The sequence below is a fragment of the uncultured Traorella sp. genome, from assembly GCF_944327115.1.
In the GTDB taxonomy this organism is placed as follows: domain Bacteria; phylum Bacillota_I; class Bacilli_A; order Erysipelotrichales; family Erysipelotrichaceae; genus Traorella.
This window is the reverse complement of sequence record NZ_CALVGS010000082.1, coordinates 1-21,509: the sequence shown is the minus strand read 5'-3', so window position 1 is coordinate 21,509 and position 21,509 is coordinate 1. Positions and strand designations below refer to the sequence as shown.

The 21,509-nt window shown below is 38.9% G+C and carries 26 protein-coding genes, 1 tRNA gene and 1 pseudogene; 11 read left to right on the top strand and 17 right to left on the bottom strand.

Annotated features, from left to right (window positions below; all coding sequences use genetic code 11):
* Nucleotides 1-466 (bottom strand): hypothetical protein (locus tag Q0K35_RS07850; protein WP_294562099.1); only part of this gene is annotated, 466 nt, incomplete at its 3' end.
* Nucleotides 466-855 carry a hypothetical protein gene (locus Q0K35_RS07845; protein WP_294562098.1) on the bottom strand — a complete coding sequence of 130 codons (390 nt, stop codon included), beginning with the start codon at nucleotides 853-855 and terminating at the stop codon, nucleotides 466-468. The genes Q0K35_RS07845 and Q0K35_RS07850, both read right to left, overlap by 1 nt.
* Before the next feature lie 270 nt (nucleotides 856-1,125).
* Between Q0K35_RS07845 and ugpC the strand changes: the two genes are divergently transcribed.
* On the top strand, nucleotides 1,126-2,217 hold the full coding sequence (gene ugpC / locus Q0K35_RS07840) for a sn-glycerol-3-phosphate ABC transporter ATP-binding protein UgpC (protein WP_294562097.1): 1,092 nt from the start codon (nucleotides 1,126-1,128) through the stop codon (nucleotides 2,215-2,217).
* Nucleotides 2,218-2,272: 55 nt separating this feature from the next.
* Here the strand turns inward: ugpC and Q0K35_RS07835 are convergent, their stop codons facing one another.
* The 6 genes from Q0K35_RS07835 to pheS all read right to left on the bottom strand — a co-directional run bounded on the left by Q0K35_RS07835 (nucleotide 2,273) and on the right by pheS (nucleotide 9,518).
* Nucleotides 2,273-3,001 carry a YebC/PmpR family DNA-binding transcriptional regulator gene (locus Q0K35_RS07835; RefSeq protein ID WP_294562096.1) on the bottom strand — a complete coding sequence of 243 codons (729 nt, stop codon included), beginning with the start codon at nucleotides 2,999-3,001 and terminating at the stop codon, nucleotides 2,273-2,275.
* Between the two features lie 127 nt (nucleotides 3,002-3,128).
* A complete protein-coding gene (locus Q0K35_RS07830; RefSeq protein ID WP_294562095.1) occupies nucleotides 3,129-4,340 on the bottom strand; it encodes a class I SAM-dependent rRNA methyltransferase in 1,212 nt (403 codons plus the stop codon).
* Between the two features lie 37 nt (nucleotides 4,341-4,377).
* Nucleotides 4,378-4,671, bottom strand: a complete 294-nt coding sequence (locus Q0K35_RS07825; RefSeq protein ID WP_294562094.1) for a hypothetical protein — start codon at nucleotides 4,669-4,671, stop codon at nucleotides 4,378-4,380.
* Nucleotides 4,646-6,058: a bifunctional UDP-sugar hydrolase/5'-nucleotidase gene (locus Q0K35_RS07820; protein WP_294562093.1), complete on the bottom strand. Its 1,413-nt coding sequence runs from the start codon at nucleotides 6,056-6,058 to the stop codon at nucleotides 4,646-4,648. The genes Q0K35_RS07825 and Q0K35_RS07820 overlap by 26 nt, the downstream gene beginning before the upstream one ends.
* Before the next feature lie 31 nt (nucleotides 6,059-6,089).
* Nucleotides 6,090-8,477, bottom strand: coding sequence for a phenylalanine--tRNA ligase subunit beta (pheT, locus tag Q0K35_RS07815; protein WP_294562092.1), 2,388 nt, complete (start codon nucleotides 8,475-8,477; stop codon nucleotides 6,090-6,092).
* Between the two features lie 9 nt (nucleotides 8,478-8,486).
* Complete coding sequence (pheS, locus tag Q0K35_RS07810) at nucleotides 8,487-9,518, bottom strand: phenylalanine--tRNA ligase subunit alpha (protein WP_294562091.1); 1,032 nt, start codon at nucleotides 9,516-9,518, stop codon at nucleotides 8,487-8,489.
* 329 nt (nucleotides 9,519-9,847) lie between these two features.
* Between pheS and Q0K35_RS07805 the strand changes: the two genes are divergently transcribed.
* Nucleotides 9,848-9,923, top strand: a tRNA-His gene (locus tag Q0K35_RS07805).
* Between the two features lie 417 nt (nucleotides 9,924-10,340).
* Nucleotides 10,341-11,501 (top strand): XRE family transcriptional regulator, encoded by a 1,161-nt coding sequence (locus Q0K35_RS07800; protein ID WP_294562090.1) that lies wholly within the window; start codon nucleotides 10,341-10,343, stop codon nucleotides 11,499-11,501.
* Nucleotides 11,502-11,544: 43 nt separating this feature from the next.
* On the opposite strand, the gene Q0K35_RS07795 is transcribed toward Q0K35_RS07800, so the two are convergent.
* A complete protein-coding gene (locus Q0K35_RS07795; RefSeq protein ID WP_294562089.1) occupies nucleotides 11,545-12,357 on the bottom strand; it encodes a MerR family transcriptional regulator in 813 nt (270 codons plus the stop codon).
* Nucleotides 12,358-12,436: 79 nt separating this feature from the next.
* On the opposite strand from Q0K35_RS07795, the gene Q0K35_RS07790 reads away from it, so the two are divergent.
* Nucleotides 12,437-13,105, top strand: coding sequence for a YitT family protein (locus tag Q0K35_RS07790; protein ID WP_294562088.1), 669 nt, complete (start codon nucleotides 12,437-12,439; stop codon nucleotides 13,103-13,105).
* Here Q0K35_RS07790 and Q0K35_RS07785 read toward each other — a convergent pair.
* Nucleotides 13,049-14,023, bottom strand: a complete 975-nt coding sequence (locus tag Q0K35_RS07785) for a lysylphosphatidylglycerol synthase transmembrane domain-containing protein (protein WP_294562087.1) — start codon at nucleotides 14,021-14,023, stop codon at nucleotides 13,049-13,051. The two genes, Q0K35_RS07790 and Q0K35_RS07785, sit on opposite strands and share 57 nt — an antisense overlap.
* A gap of 185 nt (nucleotides 14,024-14,208) precedes the next feature.
* Between Q0K35_RS07785 and Q0K35_RS07780 the strand changes: the two genes are divergently transcribed.
* The 7 genes from Q0K35_RS07780 to Q0K35_RS07750 are packed head-to-tail and all read left to right on the top strand — an operon-like array spanning nucleotide 14,209 to nucleotide 18,347.
* Nucleotides 14,209-14,574: a hypothetical protein gene (locus Q0K35_RS07780; RefSeq protein ID WP_294562086.1), complete on the top strand. Its 366-nt coding sequence runs from the start codon at nucleotides 14,209-14,211 to the stop codon at nucleotides 14,572-14,574.
* The gene (locus tag Q0K35_RS07775) at nucleotides 14,571-15,263 is read left to right on the top strand and encodes an RcpC/CpaB family pilus assembly protein (RefSeq protein WP_294562085.1); all 693 of its coding nucleotides are present in this window, start codon (nucleotides 14,571-14,573) and stop codon (nucleotides 15,261-15,263) included. The genes Q0K35_RS07780 and Q0K35_RS07775 overlap by 4 nt, the downstream gene beginning before the upstream one ends.
* Complete coding sequence (locus tag Q0K35_RS07770) at nucleotides 15,256-16,242, top strand: CpaF/VirB11 family protein (protein ID WP_294562084.1); 987 nt, start codon at nucleotides 15,256-15,258, stop codon at nucleotides 16,240-16,242. The genes Q0K35_RS07775 and Q0K35_RS07770 overlap by 8 nt, the downstream gene beginning before the upstream one ends.
* The gene (locus Q0K35_RS07765) at nucleotides 16,239-17,102 is read left to right on the top strand and encodes a hypothetical protein (protein ID WP_294562083.1); all 864 of its coding nucleotides are present in this window, start codon (nucleotides 16,239-16,241) and stop codon (nucleotides 17,100-17,102) included. Before Q0K35_RS07770 ends, Q0K35_RS07765 begins: the two co-directional genes overlap by 4 nt.
* On the top strand, nucleotides 17,099-17,848 hold the full coding sequence (locus Q0K35_RS07760) for a hypothetical protein (protein ID WP_294562082.1): 750 nt from the start codon (nucleotides 17,099-17,101) through the stop codon (nucleotides 17,846-17,848). The genes Q0K35_RS07765 and Q0K35_RS07760 overlap by 4 nt, the downstream gene beginning before the upstream one ends.
* A 16-nt stretch (nucleotides 17,849-17,864) precedes the next feature.
* Nucleotides 17,865-18,014: a hypothetical protein gene (locus Q0K35_RS07755; RefSeq protein WP_294562081.1), complete on the top strand. Its 150-nt coding sequence runs from the start codon at nucleotides 17,865-17,867 to the stop codon at nucleotides 18,012-18,014.
* A 33-nt stretch (nucleotides 18,015-18,047) separates the two neighbouring features.
* Nucleotides 18,048-18,347 carry a hypothetical protein gene (locus Q0K35_RS07750; protein WP_294562080.1) on the top strand — a complete coding sequence of 100 codons (300 nt, stop codon included), beginning with the start codon at nucleotides 18,048-18,050 and terminating at the stop codon, nucleotides 18,345-18,347.
* 27 nt (nucleotides 18,348-18,374) lie between these two features.
* Here Q0K35_RS07750 and Q0K35_RS07745 read toward each other — a convergent pair whose 3' ends face one another.
* The 7 genes and pseudogenes from Q0K35_RS07745 to Q0K35_RS07715 form a co-directional block, all read right to left on the bottom strand.
* A complete protein-coding gene (locus Q0K35_RS07745; protein ID WP_294562079.1) occupies nucleotides 18,375-18,683 on the bottom strand; it encodes a (Fe-S)-binding protein in 309 nt (102 codons plus the stop codon).
* A gap of 9 nt (nucleotides 18,684-18,692) precedes the next feature.
* Nucleotides 18,693-18,851, bottom strand: a complete 159-nt coding sequence (locus tag Q0K35_RS07740) for a hypothetical protein (RefSeq protein ID WP_294562078.1) — start codon at nucleotides 18,849-18,851, stop codon at nucleotides 18,693-18,695.
* Between the two features lie 4 nt (nucleotides 18,852-18,855).
* On the bottom strand, nucleotides 18,856-19,431 hold the full coding sequence (locus Q0K35_RS07735) for an RnfABCDGE type electron transport complex subunit A (protein ID WP_294562077.1): 576 nt from the start codon (nucleotides 19,429-19,431) through the stop codon (nucleotides 18,856-18,858).
* Between the two features lie 14 nt (nucleotides 19,432-19,445).
* The gene (locus Q0K35_RS07730; RefSeq protein WP_294562100.1) at nucleotides 19,446-19,853 is read right to left on the bottom strand and encodes an FMN-binding protein; all 408 of its coding nucleotides are present in this window, start codon (nucleotides 19,851-19,853) and stop codon (nucleotides 19,446-19,448) included.
* 78 nt (nucleotides 19,854-19,931) lie between these two features.
* Nucleotides 19,932-20,552 (bottom strand): annotated as a pseudogene (locus Q0K35_RS07725) (electron transport complex subunit E); the annotation flags it as partial.
* 13 nt (nucleotides 20,553-20,565) lie between these two features.
* Nucleotides 20,566-21,066, bottom strand: coding sequence for an FMN-binding protein (locus Q0K35_RS07720; protein ID WP_294562076.1), 501 nt, complete (start codon nucleotides 21,064-21,066; stop codon nucleotides 20,566-20,568).
* A 10-nt stretch (nucleotides 21,067-21,076) separates the two neighbouring features.
* On the bottom strand, nucleotides 21,077-21,509 hold a 433-nt coding region (locus Q0K35_RS07715; protein ID WP_294562075.1), incomplete at its 5' end, for an FMN-binding protein.

Below are 21,509 nucleotides of genomic sequence, written 5' to 3'. Positions count from 1 at the left end.
TTGGTGTACGACATGCGATATGTGCAAGCTGATCCACACTGATATCCTGTTGATAATGACATAAGATATATCGTATCACCGCATCGATTTCTTTATGTACAAAGCCCTTTTGCCGTTCAAAAAGAAGAATCGCTTCTTTGCATCCCCGCTCAATGATTTCCATCATGGTACAGATTTCCTGAGCACCATAAAAATTAATGACCATTTGTTTTACATTGAATGCCGCTTCATTTTCTAAAAAGCGACATACTTCCCGTAAAAGCGGACTTAATATAAATTTCATATAATGTGGTGAAAATGAATCGTCCAACCGATAACAAAGCTCATAAAGATAATGTTTCAGCTTCACGACATCCTTACAAATCAAGCCTTCTTGAAGTCCTTTTATCACTTGCTCCAAATCCTCTGTAAATGCCGTATCTGACAAAAAACCTGTTTCCTTGATTCTTTCATATGGCTGATCCATCATACACCTCTTTGAGATATACACTTGCTTTTTAAGACTTCAAGCAAGCCTTCATCACATTGTATCAATAAGCAATATCTTTCATTTTGATGCTTATATAGAAGCATATAAGCTTCTGCTTTATTTGGGCCTGAAAAATCTTTTCGGTATTTTTTAGGATATGCCGATAAAAGCTGTGGATCATATTTAATGAAATCTGTCATGTTCTTCATATCTGCACGATATAATTTTTTTCGTTTTCTTTTATGAATGATCTTATAAATTTCAAATTCATCATCAAATAAAAGATATTCTATATCCTGATCAAAAAAATGCTTCATAAAAAAAGCTGCCATCAACACAGAAACACCCAATATAAAAAAGATTGGCAAAAAGAAGCTTATTATCATAACGAAGCCTCCTGCCAGAAATAAGAAAGCTACTATGAGCTTTTGAGAAAAAGATATCTCTTTTTGAAAACAAGATTCCATGTAACGATGCATGTGATCACCTCATTTTAATCATAATGGCCTCTTCTGTGATAAACTGTCGATTTATGCAGAATCTGCACCGATTTGTCTTTCCTGATCAATGTAATCACAGATATTTGATATGGTTCATATAAATGATATATTTTTTCATAAAAGATGCATGATACAATGATGAAAAAGGAGGATATCATGGCTCATTTGTCATTAAAAAATATCTATAAAACCTATTCCAACGGCTTTGAGGCCGTTAAAAATTTTAATATTGAAATTAAAGATAAAGAATTTATCGTCTTTGTCGGACCAAGCGGCTGTGGAAAATCAACCGTCCTTCGGATGATTGCAGGATTGGAAGATATTACCTCAGGTGAGCTTTATATCGCTGAGCGGCTATGCAATGATATCGAACCAAAAGACCGTCATCTTGCCATGGTCTTTCAAAATTATGCCCTCTATCCGCATATGAGCGTACGTGAAAATATTGCTTTTGCGTTAAAGCTGAGAAAGATGGATAAAGATGAAATCAACCGCCTTGTCAACGAAACAGCCAAGCTTTTAGATATCGAAGCATTATTAGACCGCAAGCCTAAAGCTTTATCGGGCGGTCAAAGACAGCGAGTGGCCTTAGGAAGAGCCATCGTAAGAAATGCCCAGGTATATCTGATGGATGAACCGCTCAGTAATTTAGATGCCAAGCTTCGCATCCAGATGCGCAGTGAAATCATCAAACTGCATGAAAGAGTCAATGCGACCATGATCTATGTGACCCATGACCAGACTGAAGCAATGACGATGGCAGATCGAATCGTCGTCATGAAAGACGGTGACATCCAACAGATTGGTACGCCTAAGGATATTTATCATCATCCTGCAAATATGTTTGTTGCCGGTTTCCTAGGCTCTTTTGCGACAAATTTTCTCAAGGGAATGATCAAAGATGATCATTTTTGTTGTGAGGGTCATGAAATTCAGCTTCCTGAAATGTTTCATGAAAAGCTAAAAAGCTATCATGGAAAAGACATCATCCTCGGTATTCGTCCGGAGGATCTGCATAGTGAAGATATCGTAGCCGATACCTATCCTACTTCCTGCTTTGATTTTGAAATAGAAGTAAGTGAGCTGTTAGGGCATGAATGTATCCTTCATGGCAGGATTGGCCGGCAATCCTTAGAAGCTAAGCTTGCTGCGCGTCAGGATATAAAAGCCCACCGGAAAATCAAATTGGCCATGGATCTTGTGAAGATCCATTTCTATGATCCGCAGACACAGCTCAATATTATATGAGAAGTTCACCTTACGGTGAGCTTTTTTATAAAGAAAAAATGCACCTTTCGATGCATTATTCTTCATTTACATTTTCAACATTATGCCATACGTTCTGAACATCATCCACATCGTCTAACAGAGTCAATAAACGTTTAAATAAGACCATATCTTCACCCTCAAGACGGCAATACTCATTTGGCAGCATCGCAAGCTCCAACGTATCATAAGCAACGCCCGGAATAAGCGCATCAATGGCTTCTTTTGCCTTATAGAGATCACTCGGCTCTACCAGGATCTGCATATTATCGCCCTGCACTTCGATCTCTTTCACATCAACATCCGCCATGATCAATGCATCCAGCATCGTTTCTTCATCTGTATAAGCAATGATGATATTTCCTAAGTGCTGATAATTGAAAGATACGCTGCCACTTACGCCCAGCTTGGCATGTGATTTATTAAAGGCCGTACGTAAATCAGCAATCGTACGATTCTGATTATCTGTCAGGCATTCAATGATCAATGTTGAAGCTCCGGCTCCAAAGCCTTCATAGGTAGCAGATGAATAGTTTTCTGTTGATCCGCCCTTTGCCTTATCAATCGCTCTTTTGATGACATCCGCCGGGATATTGTTTGCCTTTGCTCTTTCAATGGCTTTTTTCAGCGCTTGATTCATATCTGGATCAGGTTCACCTGATTTCGCTGCCACATAAATTTCTTTAGAATGTCTTGAATACAGCTTGGCATTTGCAGCACTTGTCTTAGCCATAGCTGCCGCTCTTACTTCAAAATGTCTTCCCATATATTCCACCTTCTTCAATTTTTACCTAACAATTCTATCATACTTCATATAAATTTTAAAGAAAAAAATCATGAAGCCCTCTTTTCTCCCAAAAACAGCGTCCGATACAAAGAGGACGCTATATATACTAACAGATTTGAAAAATATAAAATTTAAGATATTCCGTTTCCGGAACATTCCAAAGAATCGGATGATCACAGCACTGTCGTCTTTCCTCGATCAATCGCAAATCAACATTTGCTTCATGTGCCGCTTCCTTTAACATTCTTACAAACAGATAGTTTTCCATGAAATGAGAACAGCTGCAGGTCGCTAAATAACCGCCTCGCGGCAATTTCCGCATGGCTGCCAGATTGATTTTCTTATAACCCTCATAAGCATTGTTCACGGTCTTTTTTGACTTCGTAAAGGCCGGAGGATCTAAGATGATCAGATCAAATTCATTCTTTTTCATGTTTTCCAGATACTCAAAGACATCTGCAACCACATATTCTACATCAAGCTGATTTCTATCCGCATTCTTTTTAGCCATCTCGATCGCAGAACTTGAAATATCTACGCTGACCACTCGCTTTGCTTTGCCATTTGCGGCATTCAAGCCAAACGAACCTGTATGAGTAAAACAGTCCAATACCCGCATATTCTCTGCAAGCCTTGCCACTGCCAGACGATTGTATTTCTGATCCAGAAAGAAACCGGTCTTCTGACCATTTTCCACATCTACTTCATATTCGATGCCATTTTCACAAATGATCGTATGGGTATAAGAAGGAATTTCCATGTTTCTTAAAGGATAGTAACCTTTATATTGAACCAATCCCTCTTTTTCTCTAAGATTAGAATCATTCCGTTCATAGATACCTTTGATTTCATCCCCTTCCTCATTCAACAATTCAATAAGCTTATGAAAGAGAAGATCTTTGATTTTCTCCATACCTAATGAATTAACCTGGGCAACCAGAAGATCATTAAAACGATCGACCGTCAGCCCGCTGAACATATCCGCCTCACCAAAAATCAAACGGCAACATGAAAAATCATCTTTCATGACCGTTTTACGATATTCGATTGCATGACGTAAACGACGTTCATAAAAGGCTTCATCAAAAACATCATTGGCATTGCGAGAAAGAATGCGAACACGGATCACGGAGTTTTCATTGATAAACCCACTGCCATAATATTTCCCGGATTCACTGACAACATCTACGATATCACCATTTTCATAAGGCTCATAAGAAAGGATCTCGTTATCATAAACCCACGGATGTTTCTTTTCTTGTCTTTTTTCTGCTTTTTTACTGATCACAACTTGTGGATAATTTCTTTTTATTTTCATAGATTCATTATATCAGAGTTTAAAAAGGAATACCATTCTAACGTATGGAATTCATGAAAGTCATAACAATCATCATCAGAATAACGAGATAAACGATCGCATTGAAAATAGCGCTCTGTTTCCCTCTTAGTTTTTCTCTTATAAGTCCCTTTCTTCCCCTTTGAAGCTTATTCAAAGGTCGGTTTGACCGTATCCTGCTCATAGCCTTTCCCTCGATACGCCCCATTCTTACCGCATAGCTTTCATTGGGCTTGGTACGGGTAAAACAATATGGACAATATTTCTCACTATCATCATAAATCGTCTTACATTCCCTGCATCTTATTTTCATCTAAATCCCTCCCATAATCAAATTTTTTGAACCGTCTGCTTTTAGACTCCAAAACAAGCTTTTTATCAGACAAATATTGAATGATGACATCTTTGATCATCAATTTATCAAATTCTAAATGATCTTCACTGAATAAAGGTGGATACCCGCTTCCTCGGAAAAGAAAATCATTGGCACTAACAAGATACTTTTTCTGCTTATTTAATCGCTTCCCATCTAAAAAAACTTCTATCTCATCCTTCTTAATAATCACTTCAACATTTTTGCTGACCGCTAAATGTCCGATCTTTTTACCACGAAAACCGCAAGTTCTTTCTTCATGAAGACAATAAGCCGGATCCAGCGATAACTTTAAGGCTTCCAATATCTTTTCTCCTGTCAGATAAGCCCGTGAAATATTCAAAGGTGAAGGAGCGGCATCAAATACATCTGCTTTTGAAACCTCTTGATCCAGACCATGAAGGCATAACCCGCTGTTGGCAATCGCAAGATCGGCTGGCATCACTTTTAAAGAGGCATCTGCGATGAAATTTGTCAGATCATCTTCCTTTATCCAGTCATGGCTCATCTCAAAAGGAAGTACCGCAAAAGGCCGGTTTAAGATTTCCAGTGCCTTTTTCTCTTCGGATGCAATGAGCTGTTTTACCTCTTCATCTGCCGGATAATCTTTTGTATCATAGTTTTTTGATACCACTGACCTGATCTTTTTATTTTCAATATCGATCAAACATTCACCTACGTGTTCACCATACTCTTTTGCCTGATGAATATACGTACCATTGATATATTCACATCTTTCCATCAATGTATGTGAATGACCGCCTATGATGATATCAACCGGTAATTTTTGTGCGATTTCTCTGTCCTGTTCGATCCCCATATGGGATAACAAAATATAAATATCTGCTTCATTGCTTTCCATTTCCTCTCGGATACAGACAAGCGGATCTTTGACATGCAGACCATAAAGATGAGAAAATGAATTATAAGAATCCTTGCCTACGCTCACTCCGATGATACAGACCTTTACATCTTCAAATCTCTTCATGATACTTTTTTTCAAAGGAATTTCTCTTGAAGGATAGTAATCAATATTACAGGATAACACATTCACATCTTCATTTTGAATGATATTTTCAAAATTTCCTTCACCGCTCCATAAATCATTATTTCCTAACGTCATGGCATCATAACCACAAGCTTTTAGAAATAAGCTTCCTGCTTTCGCATCAGAGCCCAATAGTGTGAGTGATCTCATATCATGAAAATCACCGCCATCTAAAACAAGTGTATTCTCTTTTTGGTTTTGTCGAATACATGTTCTGATCATCGGAAGTTTTTCAAAATGAGAATGGATATCATTCGTGTGTAAGATTTGCAGCTTCATAATTTTATTATAAAAGAAAAGAGGTTGGACATCAACCTCTTAATTCCGCATCACATTCCTTTTTCAGGGCATTTAAGATCTTCTGATGAACATCATTGATTTCCTGATCGGTGAGTGTTTTTTCATTCGACTGGAAAAGAATGCTTAAGGCAATGGACTTACAGTCATCTGCCACATGTTCACCTGTATAAACGTCAAAGACTTCTACATTCTTGACAATAGCCCGGTCACAGCGTTTGATCGTATCAACGATATCGCCGGCTTTGATTTCTTTCTTCACGACGAGTGCAAGATCACGGGTAACAGACGGATATTTGGAAATGCCTTCAAATTTGATCTTAGAAGCTTTATTATTCATCAAAACTTCTAAGTTGGCTTCCATGATGACACAATCCGTGGATACATCATATTTTTTGGCCATTGATGGATGAATCACACCTAAGATACCAAACAATTCCTTTCCGATATAGATAAGAGCACTTGCGTAAGGATGGAAATGAATCGTATCAACATCATTTTCTTTGATCTTCACACGGTTTCCTTCAAAGCCAAATTCGCTTAATAATGTTTCAGCCAATCCCTTTAATGCATAGAAATCTGCCTTCAGCTCAATTTTTTGCCAACGGCTTTTCTGCATGGCTCCTGACATCACGATACCTAAATGTTCTTCGTTTTTGTCTTCACTATAGATATGGCTTAATTCAAATAAGGCAAGATCTTTCACGCTGCGGTTTTGATTATAAGCCATTACATCCAACATGCTTGGCAGCAATGTATTGCGCACATACTTACGATCTTCGCTCATCGGTGAAGCTAATTCTACGACCGGTTCAAGTCCCATGATCGCATCATCGATATGCTTCTGGCTTACCAACGTGTAGGATTCACACTCATAAAGGCCTAACTGTGTCAGTAATGTACGGATACGACGGTTCATCTTCTGACGGTTATCTAATTCTCCCTGCGTCATTTCCATGAGCGGCAAGGTAGATTGTAAGCGATCATATCCGATCAGACGAATGATTTCTTCCGAAACATCCGCTTCGATCTTGATATCACTGCGATAGCTTGGTACAGAGATTGAAATGCGATCGCCCTCACATACCGGTGAAAAATCAAGCCACTTAAGAACATCGCACATTTCTTCAGCACTAAACTGGGTTCCCAAACGTTTGTTGATACGTTCCACAGAAACCTCTAATTCTGTATTTTCAACATGTGGATCACCATAAACGGCTGTTTCTTCAATACCCTTGGCATCAGCATATTCGATTAGAAGCTGTACACAGCGATCCATTGCTTTTTTAGGCGCACCCGGTTCAATTTCCTTTGAATTACGAATAGAAGCATCACTCGTAATATTTAAACGGCGAGCTGTATTACGGCACTGAACATAATCAAAAGTCGCTACCTCAATGATGATTCCTTTGGTCGTTTCATCGATCTTGGAATCATCTCCACCCATCAAACCGGCAATACCGACAGGTTCACCATGGGTCGTTATCATGATATCTTCAGGTTCGATCTTATAGTCCACACCATCCAACGCGGTATAAACGGTATCAAAACCTGTACTTACCACGATATCCTGATGCATCTTATTGATATCATAGAAGTGTGTCGGCTGACCTGTTTCCAGCATGACCAAATTGGAAATATCCACGACATTGTTGATCGTCTTTACACCTGCGGCATGAAGGATCTCTTTGATCCATTTCGGTGACGGCTTGATCGTCACTTCTTTAATGACCTTTCCTAAGAATAAAGGACATTTTGGGGTAGTGGAAGATACCTTTAACTGTGTCTTTTCACCGATATCACTGGCATTTTTAAAATCAGGCAGCGTCACCTCTTTATGAAGGATGGCCCCCACTTCTTTGGCCAATGCGAAACTTGCCAGACAATCGCTGCGGTTTGGTGTTAAGCTGACATCCAACAGCACATCATCCAATCCCAAATAGGCTAAAGGATCACCGCCGACAACCGCATCTTCTCCTAATTCCTCGATACCGTTTTTCTGGGCATCGCTTAACTGCTTTGGATCAACACCCAGCTCTAAAAGCGAACAGATCATACCGTTGCTTTCAACCCCGCGGATCACACTTTTCTTGATCTGAATTTCAGGCAATTGGGCGCCTACCTTGGCAACGATGACTTTTAATCCGGCACGTACATTTGGTGCACCGCAAACGATCTGTTCACAGCCTTCGGCAAGCTCCACCTGACATACATGAAGATGATCGCTATCCGGATGATCCACGCATTCCTTCACATAACCGATTTCCAGATTCGTTCCTTGTGCCAAAGGCTCAATTCCCTCAACCTCCAAACCGGCCTCGGTCATCTTATCTGCCAGCTGTTGAGCTGTTACATCACTTAAATCCATATACTGGCTGAGCCATTTCTTACTTGTAATCATAAAATCCTCCTAATCGAAACGCTTGAACATCTTTAAGAAACGCACGTCATTCGTATAAAAATGACGAATATCATCAATACCATACTTCAGCATCGCCACACGTTCTATACCAACACCAAACGCAAAACCGCTCATCTTGGTTGAATCATAGCCTGCCATTTCCAAAACATTCGGATGAACCATGCCGGCTCCTAAAATTTCGATCCAGCCTGTTCCTTTGCATACCGGACAGCCTTTGCCGTTGCAGACATGACAGCTGACATCTACCTCGACACTTGGTTCTGTAAACTGGAAATAGCTAGGACGGAAACGAATCACACGGCTTTCCCCAAACATTTTCTTTGCCATAAATTCAAGGGTACCCTTAAGATCTGATAACTGAATGCCTTCAGCTACGACTAATCCTTCCATCTGTGTAAACTGATGAGAATGTGTCGCATCGTCATCATCACGTCGATAAACCTTACCCGGACAAACCACCTTGATAGGATTAGGAGCATGAAGCTCTAATTGACGTGTCTGAATGGCTGTCGTATGGGTACGCAAAAGACGTTCGTGATCGATATAGAAGGTATCCTGCATATCCCTGGCCGGATGTCCCTGAGGAATATTCGCTCTTTCAAAATTATAAAAATCTAATTCTACTTCCGGTCCTTCAGCGACGGTATATCCCTGACCGATAAACAGGTCCTCAAGCTCCTGCTGAACAAGCGTCAGTGGATGGACATTACCGATCACCGGCTTATATCCTTCCAGTGTAATATCAATCTTCTCTTTTTCAAGACGCAGATTCATTTCCTTGACTTCAAGCTCACCACGCTTTGCTTCGATCGCATCGCTGATTGCTTTCTTGATCTCATTGACCTGCGCACCAAAAGCCGGTCTTTCTTCTGCCGGAAGATCCTTCATCATTTTCATGACATCCTGAATCGGACCTTTTTTTCCTAAATAATGAACTCTTTGTTGTTGAAGCTCAGACAAAGCTTCAGCCTTTTCTACGGCTTGAAGTGCTTCCTCTTTTAACTGTTCTAATCTTTCCATTTTCTACCTCTCTAAAATAAAAAAAAATCGCAACCTGCAGGAACGCCTTCAGCGCGGTACCATCCTGTTTCATCTTGCGACACACTTTATACCGATAACCGCGGCTTACGGGGGAGGATTGGTCCCGCTCCAAGGTGAATTCAATCGAATCATCAACAGAAGGCTTCCAGTCGCTGGCCCTCATTCCCTATTTGATGTTAGACGATCTACTACTCCTTATCATCGCTTTAACGGTTTCATTATAAATCATTCTTTACTTATTCGCAAGATTTTTTTCATTTTCCTCTTTACAATTCATGATGAATTTGATAATATAATAAAGCGTCATGGCGACTGTGGTGAAGCGGTTAACACAGCGGGTTGTGGTCCCGTCATGCGTGGGTTCGAATCCCATCAGTCGCCCCATGTATCAAATAAGTCTGAGAAATCAGGCTTTTTTTTATTAGATGAGAAGATTGTGAGAAGATTTTTTCTACAAAATTCAGTGCTTCATCAGAACTTTTCTTTAGCAAATGAATATATATTTCTAATGTCATATTAATTATCATGCTCTGTAATATAAAATACACGGAACTTCATTATTTATTAATAGAAAGTATTATCCAATTTCGTTTTATTGTATCTATAAATGAATTATAGTACAATGTAGAAAAGAGATATGATATGAAATAAATCTAGTAGGGATCTTTGTTTCTAATTTCTAAGTATGGTTTTAAAACGATTATGAAATTACTGGCATCATATAATTTAAATAAATATCGATTATCATTCAATCTGCTTGATAAACTGGAAGATAAACAACTTTTTAAAGGAGGTTTCCCATTGGCTAGATATCAATTAAAGAAAAAAGAACTGCCACTTATCGAATTCGACTTAAACAAAAACGATTTAGGTGATTACTCAGTCAGCATAGTTTCTATGAATAAAGCCAAAGAGAATTACCCTGAAAAAGTTCATGATAATCAATCTCTTCTTGAATGGTTAAAAAAAAGAATGATTCCAAGAAATCGAGCTTTCGTCAAAGAGATCCTATCTTCTCAAGGCTTGCAAAGACATCATCTGACAGATTTTCTTGATACATGTTTAGATCTTAGCGTAAATGATGTTTACTGGGTAACAAAAAAAGAATTTACCGGTTCTTTCAAAGATTATAATCTTTATGAAAACAGCTTTTCTGAAACTTTAAGCCTTATTGCCTTTACAGGATATAGTGACACGATCAAAGAGTTATCACCAAGTCCTGAAATGACGACCAATGGAATGCTTCCTAAGTGCTGGAGAAGGATCAACGGCTCCCTTTTCCTTTATAAAGGCGGTACAAATCCTTTAGAGTTTTCAAACGGTGGAAATGAACCCTATACTGAATTTTATGCCTCCCAGGTTGCTGAAGCTATGGGAATAGACCATGTCGCATATAACCTTGAAAAATGGAAAAACATTCTGGCAAGCACGTGCCGTAATTTTACTTCTTTAGATCATTCATTTGTTCCTATTGGCAAGCTTTTGCAGGATGGTACGCTAACTTCTCTTGTAGAAGTAATCAAAAAAAATAACGCTTATGATTCATTCAAAGATATGATCCTTCTGGATGCTGTTTTATTGAATGAAGACCGTCACTTTGGTAACTTTGGTTTCCTAAAAAACAATGAAACAAATCAATATGAGAAGATGGCCCCTCTTTTCGATCACGGAATCTCTTTGCTATCGCATCTGTCAAATAAAGATATCCTAAATAACGGCAAAGTTGAACAGTATATCAAGAATCACAGCTATTCTGCATTAGGACGTCCTCATGATGAACTTGTATCACTGTTTTGTGATCGTCAGGATATAAGAAAACTGCGGCAATTATTTGACTTTCATTTCAAAAAGCATAATCTATACAATTTTGATAATGACAGACTACAGGTGATTGAATCTTTTGTGCAGACACGTTCAAGAGATCTCATTCAGATCATTGAGCAAAACAGTAAATCTTCATGATCAGATGCAGGAGCCAATAGCTATTTTGTTAAAGAATGGCTTTTTAATTTATATAAAACATGATCTTTGTAATATATTCATTTTCATCATGGGAAGTCAAATAATCATTGATACAAAACTCATATGAATCAGAAATGATTTGTAAGGTATGTTTTTCACAGAAATCCAATAATTTTTTATAAGAATGACCAATAGATAAATAATCACCAATATGATAAATACAGACACATTTTCCTGATGGAAGCAATTTGACATTATCTGCCCTGTCTGTTTTTTCAATCGGTAAAAAAGCATGACTGGCTTCTGTAAAGCGATTTTCTTTAATGCGGTTCAACGGAACGATCACCCCTGACTGAAAGAAAACCGGCAGTTGTTTTTCAAAAGCATCCGCAAAACATTTCTTTGTTGCAATACTGATTTCTTTTAATGAATAAGGCTTCTGAACCGTTTGAGTCAAAAGGTACTGATCTTGTACCTCTTCAATGATCACTTCATTTTCATGATATGATCTTGAATGTTCCATTTGTTCACAGCGGTGCTTGACCCTGCTTTGGATCAAACAGAGTTCTTTGATTTTTTCTTCTATGACAGATAGCTGCTTTTTTAAGAGAATCAATGAACTGTCAATATTGTAATTCCGCATATGCTCCTTGATTTCATTCAGTGAAAAACCAATCTTTTTCATGATCAAAATCGTATCTAAATAGTCGATTTGTGCCGCACTGTAATAACGATAGCCGGTATCCGGATCTACATAGGAAGGAGAAAATAAACCAATCTTATCATAATAAATAAGTGTCTGTTTCGATATATGCTGATATTTTGATACTTCCCCAATAGAAAATAAATCTTTCATAAAATCTCCTTGACATTATAGTTACTATATCCTTTATTATATCTGTATTCACGTATAAAATACAAGGAGGAAGATTCATATGTCATCTTTGATTCATAAATTACCAATCAAAAAAATAATTCTCATCATCATGGGAGCGATGATCACATCTTTTGGTATTCATAACATCCATCAGCAATGTAATATCACAGAAGGAGGTGTGATCGGGCTCATGCTTTTGATCGAGCACTGGTTTCACATATCACCTGCTTATATTACCCCTTTATTGGATATCACCTGTTATTTACTGGCTTTTCGATTTTTAGGCGGCCATTTTATCGTTACTTCGATCTTATCGACGCTCAGTGTTTCCCTGTTTTATAAAGTATGGGAGCTTTTCCCGCCAATGCTGCCGAATCTCAGCGATCATCCCTTACTGGCCGCTGTATTAGGAGGCATCTTTGTCGGCGTGGGTGTAGGCATGATCGTACGGCAGGGTGGATCAAGTGGCGGTGATGATGCCTTAGCACTTACGATTTCCCATCTCACCCACTGTCGTTTATCTTTTGCTTATCTTTTTAGCGATCTGACCGTTTTGGGATTATCACTGACTTATATTCCTTATCAGAGAATCATCTTTTCCCTGATTACCGTAACGATATCATCTTTTTTGATCGATCGGATACAAGAGATAGAGCTAAAAAATCCTATATCATCCAAGCCTTCTTTTTATGAAAACAAAACACAGGGCTCCCATGATAATATTTAGATAAAAGGTTGCGCAGCGCCATAAGATCATCATGCTCCCTGCCGCACTTTTTGTAAATAAGCTCATAAATAACAAAATAAACATCCCTTCGCTCCATCCGGCATCTCCCGGTAACGGCGTCAATGCATTCAACATATGCACAAAGCATGATAGGGCTATGATCTTAAACAGATCCGGAACATCAACAGGAAGGTTAAGCAGAAGCGCAAGGAGATAAGGAATGGCATAAAGGAGAAGAAGACGGAAGCTATTCATCAGTAGGATGAGATAGACTTCCTTTTTATTTTGGTTCAATTGAGAGGTATAGATACCGAATTGATCGATCATTTCTTTTCCCTTTATAAAAAGCTGATCCGGTTGTTGGATAAAGTGGAGCTTTTGAAGTAAGAGAAGCAGAAAGTTTGATATTTTTATATATAATTGCGGAAAACGGCTCATGGAATAAAGAAAGAAGATCACAGACAGGTTGATACCATAACCAAGTATGATCCACAAAACTGCTTTGGGAAAATCAAGAAACGCTTGTTGTAAGCTGATGCTTAGAATCAGGGTTGCCATGATGATCAGCGCACATTGGAACAGGAAAAAATCTTTCCATAGGATTGCCGCAATTTCACTAAAGCTGAACTGTTTTTTTCTTAAAATATAGGTCAATGATGCCTGTCCTCCTCCTAAGGGCGTCACACTATTAAAAAAGCTTCCCGTAAATGCCAATAAGATTCCTTCATATACCCGAAGACTTTTTTGATAGGGCCGGGCGATCCTGTATAAGATCCACCCCTGTATGATACCAAAGGAAGCACAAAGCAAAAGAATCGGCAAATAAGCAAAAAGCGAGATTTTAGAAAGCTGATTCAAGATAAGCATGCTATCATCCTTGAAGATCATCACGATTACCAACAACATTAATACGAGCATGAATACCAGCTGATAAAAGGGTTTTATTTTCATTCATTCATTTTAGATCATTCTTATGCAGATTTTGTCGACTTAGGAAGACGAGTATATTTTTATGCAGCTGATTTAAAAAAAATGAATTTTTTTTAATTTTTTTTGGGAATTTTACGATTTTCATGCATATAAAAGAGTAGGAGGTAATATTTATGAAATCAATTTTCATTGTCTATGGAATGATCCTGGGATCACTGATTCTTTTTTTGTCATTTTGCTGGTATGTACAGTTTGATCATACACAAAATGTAACCGAAATGGCAGTCAAAAGAGCCCTTTTGTCAACAATGGCTGATTATGTCGAGCGGGATAACTTTGAAGCACAGGATGCTTTTGACACCTTTACTACATATTTTAAAGAATTGGCACTTGAGGATTATACCTATGATCTGACATTAAGTGGTTTTATGAAAGAACCTTTATTTATGAGGATTCATTGTCAAGCCATAAATCAAAGCAGGTTAAAGGGAATGAGAATTGAAGTAGATGAAGCCATGGTAGAGGAGTTGAGTGAATGAAAAAGAATACGGCTTTGATAGGACTTATCGCACTGGTCATTGTTAATGTGCTGCTTTTCAAGATCTTATTGGATAAACAATTGGATCTGGTAGAAGTGCCGATTGCTAAAGTACAGATTGAACCACGGGCTAAAATTGAGAAGGATATGCTTGAAATCGTTAAGGTAAGCAAAGCTCTTTTGAATGAAGACTGTATTTTGGATATTGATGAAGCGATCGGTAAATATACCGAAATTGAAGGGATCATTCCTAAAGGGTCCTTGTTGTATCGATCCATGCTTTTCGAAGAAGAGCAGCTTCCGGATTATCCTGCTTTAAAGCTTCAAGAAGGTCAGAACGTATTTTCTTTGCCCATCGATCTAATAAAAAGCTCGGGCAATTCTTTGACGAATAATCAGAAGATCGATATTTATGCCACGATTTCTTTAAAAAAAGAAAATCCTGTCAGTGATGCGTTATTATGGGGAGTGCGGATCATCAATGTCGTTGATCGCAAAGGGATCGATATGAAAAAAAGCAGCTTGAATGTGCCCAGCGTAATTAATCTGGCCGTAAATGAAGAATATGTTGCGTTATTGAAAAAAGCAAGTGAAATGGGTCGCATTGATCTTTATGCCACGGCATATCCACATGAGGAAGAATGTTTATTGAACGAGGAAAGCGTCCTTCTTCCACTTTTGTATGAATAGCTTTGATTTCGGTCCGCTGACCCCTTATATCGAGGATGAAAATATCACGGATATCAATTACAACGGACGTCATTTATGGATCGATCATCTTTCAAAGGGACGTTATTGCGAAGTCTTTGATGAAGATGAATTTATTCAACAATTTTGTTTTAAAATGGCCAATTTTGTTAATTGCAGCTTCAATGTAACTTCCCCTATCATTGAAGCAGAAACTAAAGATCTGCGAATCAGCATCCTTCATCAGTCAATTGCGCGCAGCGGACACAGTATCTCAATACGTAAAACGCCTGCCGTATTGCGATTGAACGATAAGAAGATGGTAAAGGAACGTTATGCAAATACAGAAGTATTGAAACTTTTAAAAAAGATGGTGGAGCATCACTGCAACATCATGATCTCCGGTCTGCCCTCTTCAGGAAAAACAGAGCTGATGAAATATCTGACTCAGTTTATCAAAGAAAGTGAACGTATCATAACGATAGAAGATACGCTGGAGCTTCGGGCCCATGATATTTTTGAGGATAAAGATGTCGTAGCCTTAAGAGTCAGTGACCGCTTCAGTTACGTTGATGCCATCAAGGCTTCACTAAGGCAGCGTCCTGACTGGATGCTTGTTTCTGAGGTCCGCTCTCATGAGGTGGTCCATCTGTTAGAAAGCATCTCAACAGGTACCCATCTTATTTCAACGATTCATGCCTATGATGCACAGAAGATACCTAGCCGCATCCTGCATATGTTTGAAAATGTGGAAATCAGTAATCAGATCATTTTAAACAGTATCCATGAATCTATTGATTTTGGTATTCATTTAGAAGCAAGCATCAGTGAAAAAGGGATCCGGCGCTTTTTGAAACAGATTGTCTGTTTTGATGTGAAAGGGGAACAGGCTCAGAGCCATATCATTTATGATGGTAAAATGCATTTGGAAAATCTGCCTGAAAGGCTGAGAACAAAGTTAAAGATGGAGAAATTAAAATGATGGTACTGATCTATATTTTTGTTGCCCTGCTATTGCTGGCACTGAATTTTTCAAAGAAGAAGGACTTCTTTAAATATGGTATCTTTAGTCGTAACGGATATCGAAATCTGAAAAAGACGATTCTTACCTACGGTTACAACTATGATATCAAGACACATCTTTTTAGTACCTTTTTCTTTCTATGTATCTTGTACTTTCTCTGTTACCAATTTGAAGTACGTCTTGAAACTTATCTTCTACTGGCTCTTGTTTCCTTATTCATGCTTCCGCATATCATCATTTGGCTGCTTTTTCACTCCTATCAGGAAAAGGTATTTAATGGCTTTACCATGTTCCTTCAGACCTTTATTGCCGTATTCAAATTAAACCCAAAAACTTATCCGAGCTTATGTGAATGCGAAAAGGTCTGTGAGGGAGAAGTAGGGGTGCTGATATCCAATATGAAGGAAGTGCTGATGAAAGAAGGAAACATCGAAGCTTCCCTGAAGCTTTTAAGTGATTATCAGCCTCACTTTATCGTTCATAATCTGATAACCTTAGTAGCGACCATTGAAAGACATGGCGGAAGCTTTAGTGAGGGATTGGATCTGATTCAGGATGATATTGACGATTGGATCGAAGATATTTATGAGTTTAAGAAAAAGCAGGTCAGCACAAAAAATAAAATGATGGGCTTATGTCTGTTATCGATCGGGATTGCTTTTTTATCAAAAAATATGCTTGCGGAAATTTCTTTTGATACAAGAAGTGATATTTATCAGCTTGCAATCCTTATTTTCTTATCATGTCTTCTTTTTACCCTTTTTATGGCTCATCGCATCTTTTCAAAATCATGGTTTGAAAAGGAGGAGGCTTTATGATCCGAATTATGCTGCCAACGATGATCGTAGCATTGCTCTTTCTTTTCCATAAGATACTGGATCCCTGGCTTATCTGTTTGATTCGTGAACGTGATCTGGACGAGCTGTTACACGAGGATCAGCAATCGTTCATGTTAAAAAGAGTCCGTAAAAGCCGGATTGCATTATTGCCTCTTTGCTTATGGAGCCGGATGGATTATTCCTTTTCTATTCTCTTTCTTATTCTTTTCATATATATTTTTCTCTTAAAGAAGGATTACTGGTCATTGAAGCAACATGTGAAAAGAAAAAGCCGGCTCTTAAAATTTCAGTTTCCTATCTGGCTAAGACAATTGCAGATTCTTCTCCAAAGCAATACCGTCTCTCAGTCACTGAGGCTCTCTTTAAGCCATGCACCTGCCCTGATCCGGCATGATTTGAAAAAACTCATTGATGAAATTGATAAGGATGCCTTAAATATTACCCCCTATTTGAATTTTCTAAGTGCTTACCGACTCAGTGAGATTGAACGTGCCATGAAACTTTTATACCGCTATAACACTGTGGGCAAGGATGATGCCTATTTGCAATTCAATCGCATGATACAGACAACAACAAAATGGCTGAGAAGCGAAAGAGAAGAACATCATAAAGATGCCATGACCATTTACGAATGGTTTTCCATGATTCCTCTTTTTGGAGTTACTCTTTTGTTTCTGGCAATCATGTGTGAAGTAATAATGAATATGTTTACAAATGGAATGTAAAAGCTAGGAGGTCAAAATGAAAGCTTTTTTTGAAGAATATGGTCTTGTGTTGATCGTCACGATCATCGCTTCAGGAATGATCCTGTTTGCCAGTGATTTTAGAGGGACGATGCAGGATACGATTGAAACCCAATGGAATAAAATGACGGAAGAATCACCGCTTTAGTCTATGAAGGGCGCTTTTGAATTTGGATTCATCATGATATTTGCATTACCCATCGTTGTTTTTGGACTGAATTTCATGCAGATTTTGATGACCTATAATCAGGCCAGACAATATCAGAACTATGTCGTAACACAGATAGAACATCAAAACCGGCTTGATGCATCCGTCTATGAGCTGATCGAGAATGGTAAACGATACTGTTCTACGTGTACGCTGAGCATTACTCCCAATGCTCAACGCTACGATGTCAAAGTAACCTTTCCCATTCATCTTTCACTTGTCAATTATCATACGAATGGTTCACTGCACATGATGACACAAATCATAAAATAAAAGGAGATCTGATTCGATCTCCTTCTACTATAATGTCACAGTAACTTTTTCACCGTTAGGTCCTTCAGCAGCATTCAGATAATCCACGATTTCCTGTTTCTTATCTGCTTTTGATGGGCGACAGGTACTTACGCTTTTTACCTTGCCGCTGACCAATGCTTCCGCAAGGCCGCTGCATCCCGGATAACCGCAGGAACCACAGTTATAACCCGGTAAAAGCTGTGTAACATGTTCAACACGCTCATCTTCCTTGACCGCTAAAAATTTATTGGCAAGACCTAATCCCAATCCCAGAACAGCTCCTAGGATGAGCATCAATATGATTGCTTGTATCATAGTTCCTCCTTAATTCTGACTAGGGTGATTTCCACAAGAAAAATCTTTGCACCCCTGACATGCCTGTTTCAGATTTTCACATCCCTTAGGTACTGGTGTCTTATGATTCAAATAGTAGAAACAGCCATATCCAGCCGCCAGCACCACTAAAATGATGATTCCTGTCATACTACTATACCAGTCCGGCTAATCCTGAAAAAGCGAGAGCCATCAATCCGGCTACGATCAAAGCAATCGGATTTCCCTTAAACGATTGCTGCGTATTCGCTGTATCCAAACGTTCACGAATCGTAGAGAAAATAAATAAAACCAAAGTAAAGCCGACAGGAACAGCTAAAGAATATGTGCACATTTCCGCAAAGTTATACTGATTGGAAATATTATCCAAAGCAACTCCCAATACAGCACAGTTGGTCGTGATCAAAGGCAGATAAATACCCAAGGCTTTGTATAAAGCCGGTGAAAACTTCTTAATGATCATTTCTACAAGCTGTACAAAGGCCGCAATGACCAAAATGAATGTGATCAGATCCATGTATTCCAAATTTGCCGGTTCCAATACCTGATAATAAAGCGTATAAGTTACGATACTGGATACAAAGATAACAAAGATAACGGCTGCACCCATTCCCAAGGCACTGTCAACCTTTTTCGAAACGCCAAGGAAAGGACACATACCCAAGAATCTGGTCAGAATAATATTATTGATAATGGCAGCGCCAAGAAACAATGTAAATAATTCACTCATATGCTTTCTCCTTTCTACTCAGCTGCTTCCAAAGCGGCTAAGACTGCATGATAAGCAGAGTTGCTTGAAATCGTTGCACCACTCAAAGGTTCAAGTTCAAGCGTATCTTTTGTCATACCTACAAACTGACTGGTAAATGCTTCATCAGCAATGCGGTCACCCACATACTGTGTATCATTTGCTTCTGTAACCACGACATTTTGTACCGTTCCATCTAAGATCGTTACATCTAAGATGTTTGGTTTTCCATCTGCATGATTATATACCGCATAACCATCTACACTCACGGTATAGGTCACACTGCCATCAGCATTTTCCGTTGTGTTGGTAATTTCTGTATTGAATGCCAAGTCAGTTTCACTGCCTCCCTGAGAACCGTTTTCCTCTTCCACAGGAGTTTCTGAAGCCGCTGTATCAACCATGAAATCACTTCTTAATGCTACAAAGGCAATCAGTACAAGTGCAACGAGCGCTCCGCCGATCTTCCATGGCTTTTTATTCTTGCTGCTTTTAAATGCCGTTAAAGCAGCAGCCAGACAGGCAAAGGTGAAGAAAGCACCAATTGGCTGACTAAAGATCGATACCGCATATTCACTAGGAAAGAAAGTTGTTTCAAAAATAACAAAATTAGTATTGAACGGATTTGCAAAGCTCAACGTTCCTGTTGAAATGATCTGGCGAACCACTGCCATCGCCAACAGTCCCATCGTATATCCTAATCCCATACCTAAGCCGTCTACCAATGAATCTAAAACACCATTTTTACTGGCAAAGGCTTCCGCACGTCCTAAGATGATACAGTTAACCACGATCAATGGCAGGAAAATGCCCAATGCCGTATTCAATTCAGGCGTATAAGCCTCAACAAGCATCTGCACGATCTTTACCAAAGCCGCAATAACAACGATATATACCGGAATACGGATTTCATCCGGCGTAATCTTACGAATACAGGAAATAATGATATTGGACATGACCAGAACGACCGTAACAGCCACACCCATACCTACGGCATTGTTCAATGTCGTAGAAATAGCCAGTGTGGAACATAAGCCCAAATAAAGTCCAAAGATCGGGTTTTCATTTATGAACCCCGCTTTAAAGTTATCAAAACGTTTCATAACGATCCCCCTCCTAATAATTTTCGTTGTGATATTTCACAACTTCTTTAAGACCATTGACAACAGCTGTCGATGAAACTGTTGCACCACTCAAAGTATCAACCTGTGTATCGATCGACTGACCGATAAAAGGTTCATAGAATTCAGGATCGCCCACACGTGATCCATAACCCTGTGTATCACTGATTTCTGTTACCTTATATCCCGAAAATTTTCTATCATTATCAATGGCTACAAGATAAGTGATCGTATCACTGAAACCTTGAACGCTGACCTTATAGATCACACCTTCACCTTCAGCTTCATAAATATTGGTAATATATTCAACTTCCCCTTTGATATCCACTTCTGTAAAGCTGCCATTCGGGAAAAATTCTTCAAGCGTCGATTTTACTTCAGCCAAAGCATTTTCTTCAATGATAGGTGCTGTCAAGTTGTTGACAGCTGCCAGCGCACCGCCGGCAATCGCCGAAATAATGGCAAGGAAAAGTGTTAAATGAATGATTTTTTTCATAATACCCCTCCTATTGCTCCAAAGCAGTTAAGACTGCATGATATGCTGAGTTACTTGAAATCGTAGCACCACTCAACGGCTCAAGCTCAAGCGTATCTTTTGTCATACCTACAAACTGACTGGTAAAGTCCTCGTTTGCAATCTGATCTCCAACATACTGCGTATCATTTGCTTCGACAACCACAACATTCTGAACCGTTCCATCTAAGATCGTTACTTCGATGACATTCGGTTTTCCATCTGCATGATTATATACCGCATAACCATCTGCGCTTATTGTATAAGTAATGCTGCCGTCACTGTTTTCAGTTGTATTGGTGACTTCCGTATTGAAATCCATTCCTGTTTCACTATCATCTGTACTGCCGTTTTTTCCGTCTTGTGCCTGTGCTGCTTCCGTTTCGGCCTGCACTGTCTTTTTTGCGGGTGTACTTGTCATTGTA

What these genes read in the sequence shown, in the direction of transcription:
- pheT (WP_294562092.1), bottom strand. Translation starts at nt 8,477, where the DNA reads ATGATTACAAGTAAGAAATGGCTCAGCCAGTATATGGATTTAAGTGAT.
- Q0K35_RS07730 (WP_294562100.1), bottom strand. Translation starts at nt 19,853, where the DNA reads ATGGTTGATACAGCGGCTTCAGAAACTCCTGTGGAAGAGGAAAACGGT.
- Q0K35_RS07820 (WP_294562093.1), bottom strand. Translation starts at nt 6,058, where the DNA reads ATGAAGCTGCAAATCTTACACACGAATGATATCCATTCTCATTTTGAA.
- Q0K35_RS07760 (WP_294562082.1), top strand. Translation starts at nt 17,099, where the DNA reads ATGATCCGAATTATGCTGCCAACGATGATCGTAGCATTGCTCTTTCTT.
- Q0K35_RS07845 (WP_294562098.1), bottom strand. Translation starts at nt 855, where the DNA reads ATGATAATAAGCTTCTTTTTGCCAATCTTTTTTATATTGGGTGTTTCT.
- Q0K35_RS07740 (WP_294562078.1), bottom strand. Translation starts at nt 18,851, where the DNA reads ATGACAGGAATCATCATTTTAGTGGTGCTGGCGGCTGGATATGGCTGT.
- Q0K35_RS07830 (WP_294562095.1), bottom strand. Translation starts at nt 4,340, where the DNA reads ATGAAAATAAAAAGAAATTATCCACAAGTTGTGATCAGTAAAAAAGCA.
- Q0K35_RS07795 (WP_294562089.1), bottom strand. Translation starts at nt 12,357, where the DNA reads ATGAAAGATTTATTTTCTATTGGGGAAGTATCAAAATATCAGCATATA.
- Q0K35_RS07765 (WP_294562083.1), top strand. Translation starts at nt 16,239, where the DNA reads ATGATGGTACTGATCTATATTTTTGTTGCCCTGCTATTGCTGGCACTG.
- Q0K35_RS07780 (WP_294562086.1), top strand. Translation starts at nt 14,209, where the DNA reads ATGAAATCAATTTTCATTGTCTATGGAATGATCCTGGGATCACTGATT.
- Q0K35_RS07775 (WP_294562085.1), top strand. Translation starts at nt 14,571, where the DNA reads ATGAAAAAGAATACGGCTTTGATAGGACTTATCGCACTGGTCATTGTT.
- Q0K35_RS07720 (WP_294562076.1), bottom strand. Translation starts at nt 21,066, where the DNA reads ATGAAAAAAATCATTCATTTAACACTTTTCCTTGCCATTATTTCGGCG.
- Q0K35_RS07770 (WP_294562084.1), top strand. Translation starts at nt 15,256, where the DNA reads ATGAATAGCTTTGATTTCGGTCCGCTGACCCCTTATATCGAGGATGAA.
- Q0K35_RS07835 (WP_294562096.1), bottom strand. Translation starts at nt 3,001, where the DNA reads ATGGGAAGACATTTTGAAGTAAGAGCGGCAGCTATGGCTAAGACAAGT.
- Q0K35_RS07755 (WP_294562081.1), top strand. Translation starts at nt 17,865, where the DNA reads ATGAAAGCTTTTTTTGAAGAATATGGTCTTGTGTTGATCGTCACGATC.
- Q0K35_RS07790 (WP_294562088.1), top strand. Translation starts at nt 12,437, where the DNA reads ATGTCATCTTTGATTCATAAATTACCAATCAAAAAAATAATTCTCATC.
- Q0K35_RS07750 (WP_294562080.1), top strand. Translation starts at nt 18,048, where the DNA reads ATGATATTTGCATTACCCATCGTTGTTTTTGGACTGAATTTCATGCAG.
- Q0K35_RS07785 (WP_294562087.1), bottom strand. Translation starts at nt 14,023, where the DNA reads ATGCTCGTATTAATGTTGTTGGTAATCGTGATGATCTTCAAGGATGAT.
- Q0K35_RS07735 (WP_294562077.1), bottom strand. Translation starts at nt 19,431, where the DNA reads ATGAGTGAATTATTTACATTGTTTCTTGGCGCTGCCATTATCAATAAT.
- Q0K35_RS07745 (WP_294562079.1), bottom strand. Translation starts at nt 18,683, where the DNA reads ATGATACAAGCAATCATATTGATGCTCATCCTAGGAGCTGTTCTGGGA.
- ugpC (WP_294562097.1), top strand. Translation starts at nt 1,126, where the DNA reads ATGGCTCATTTGTCATTAAAAAATATCTATAAAACCTATTCCAACGGC.
- pheS (WP_294562091.1), bottom strand. Translation starts at nt 9,518, where the DNA reads ATGGAAAGATTAGAACAGTTAAAAGAGGAAGCACTTCAAGCCGTAGAA.
- Q0K35_RS07825 (WP_294562094.1), bottom strand. Translation starts at nt 4,671, where the DNA reads ATGAAAATAAGATGCAGGGAATGTAAGACGATTTATGATGATAGTGAG.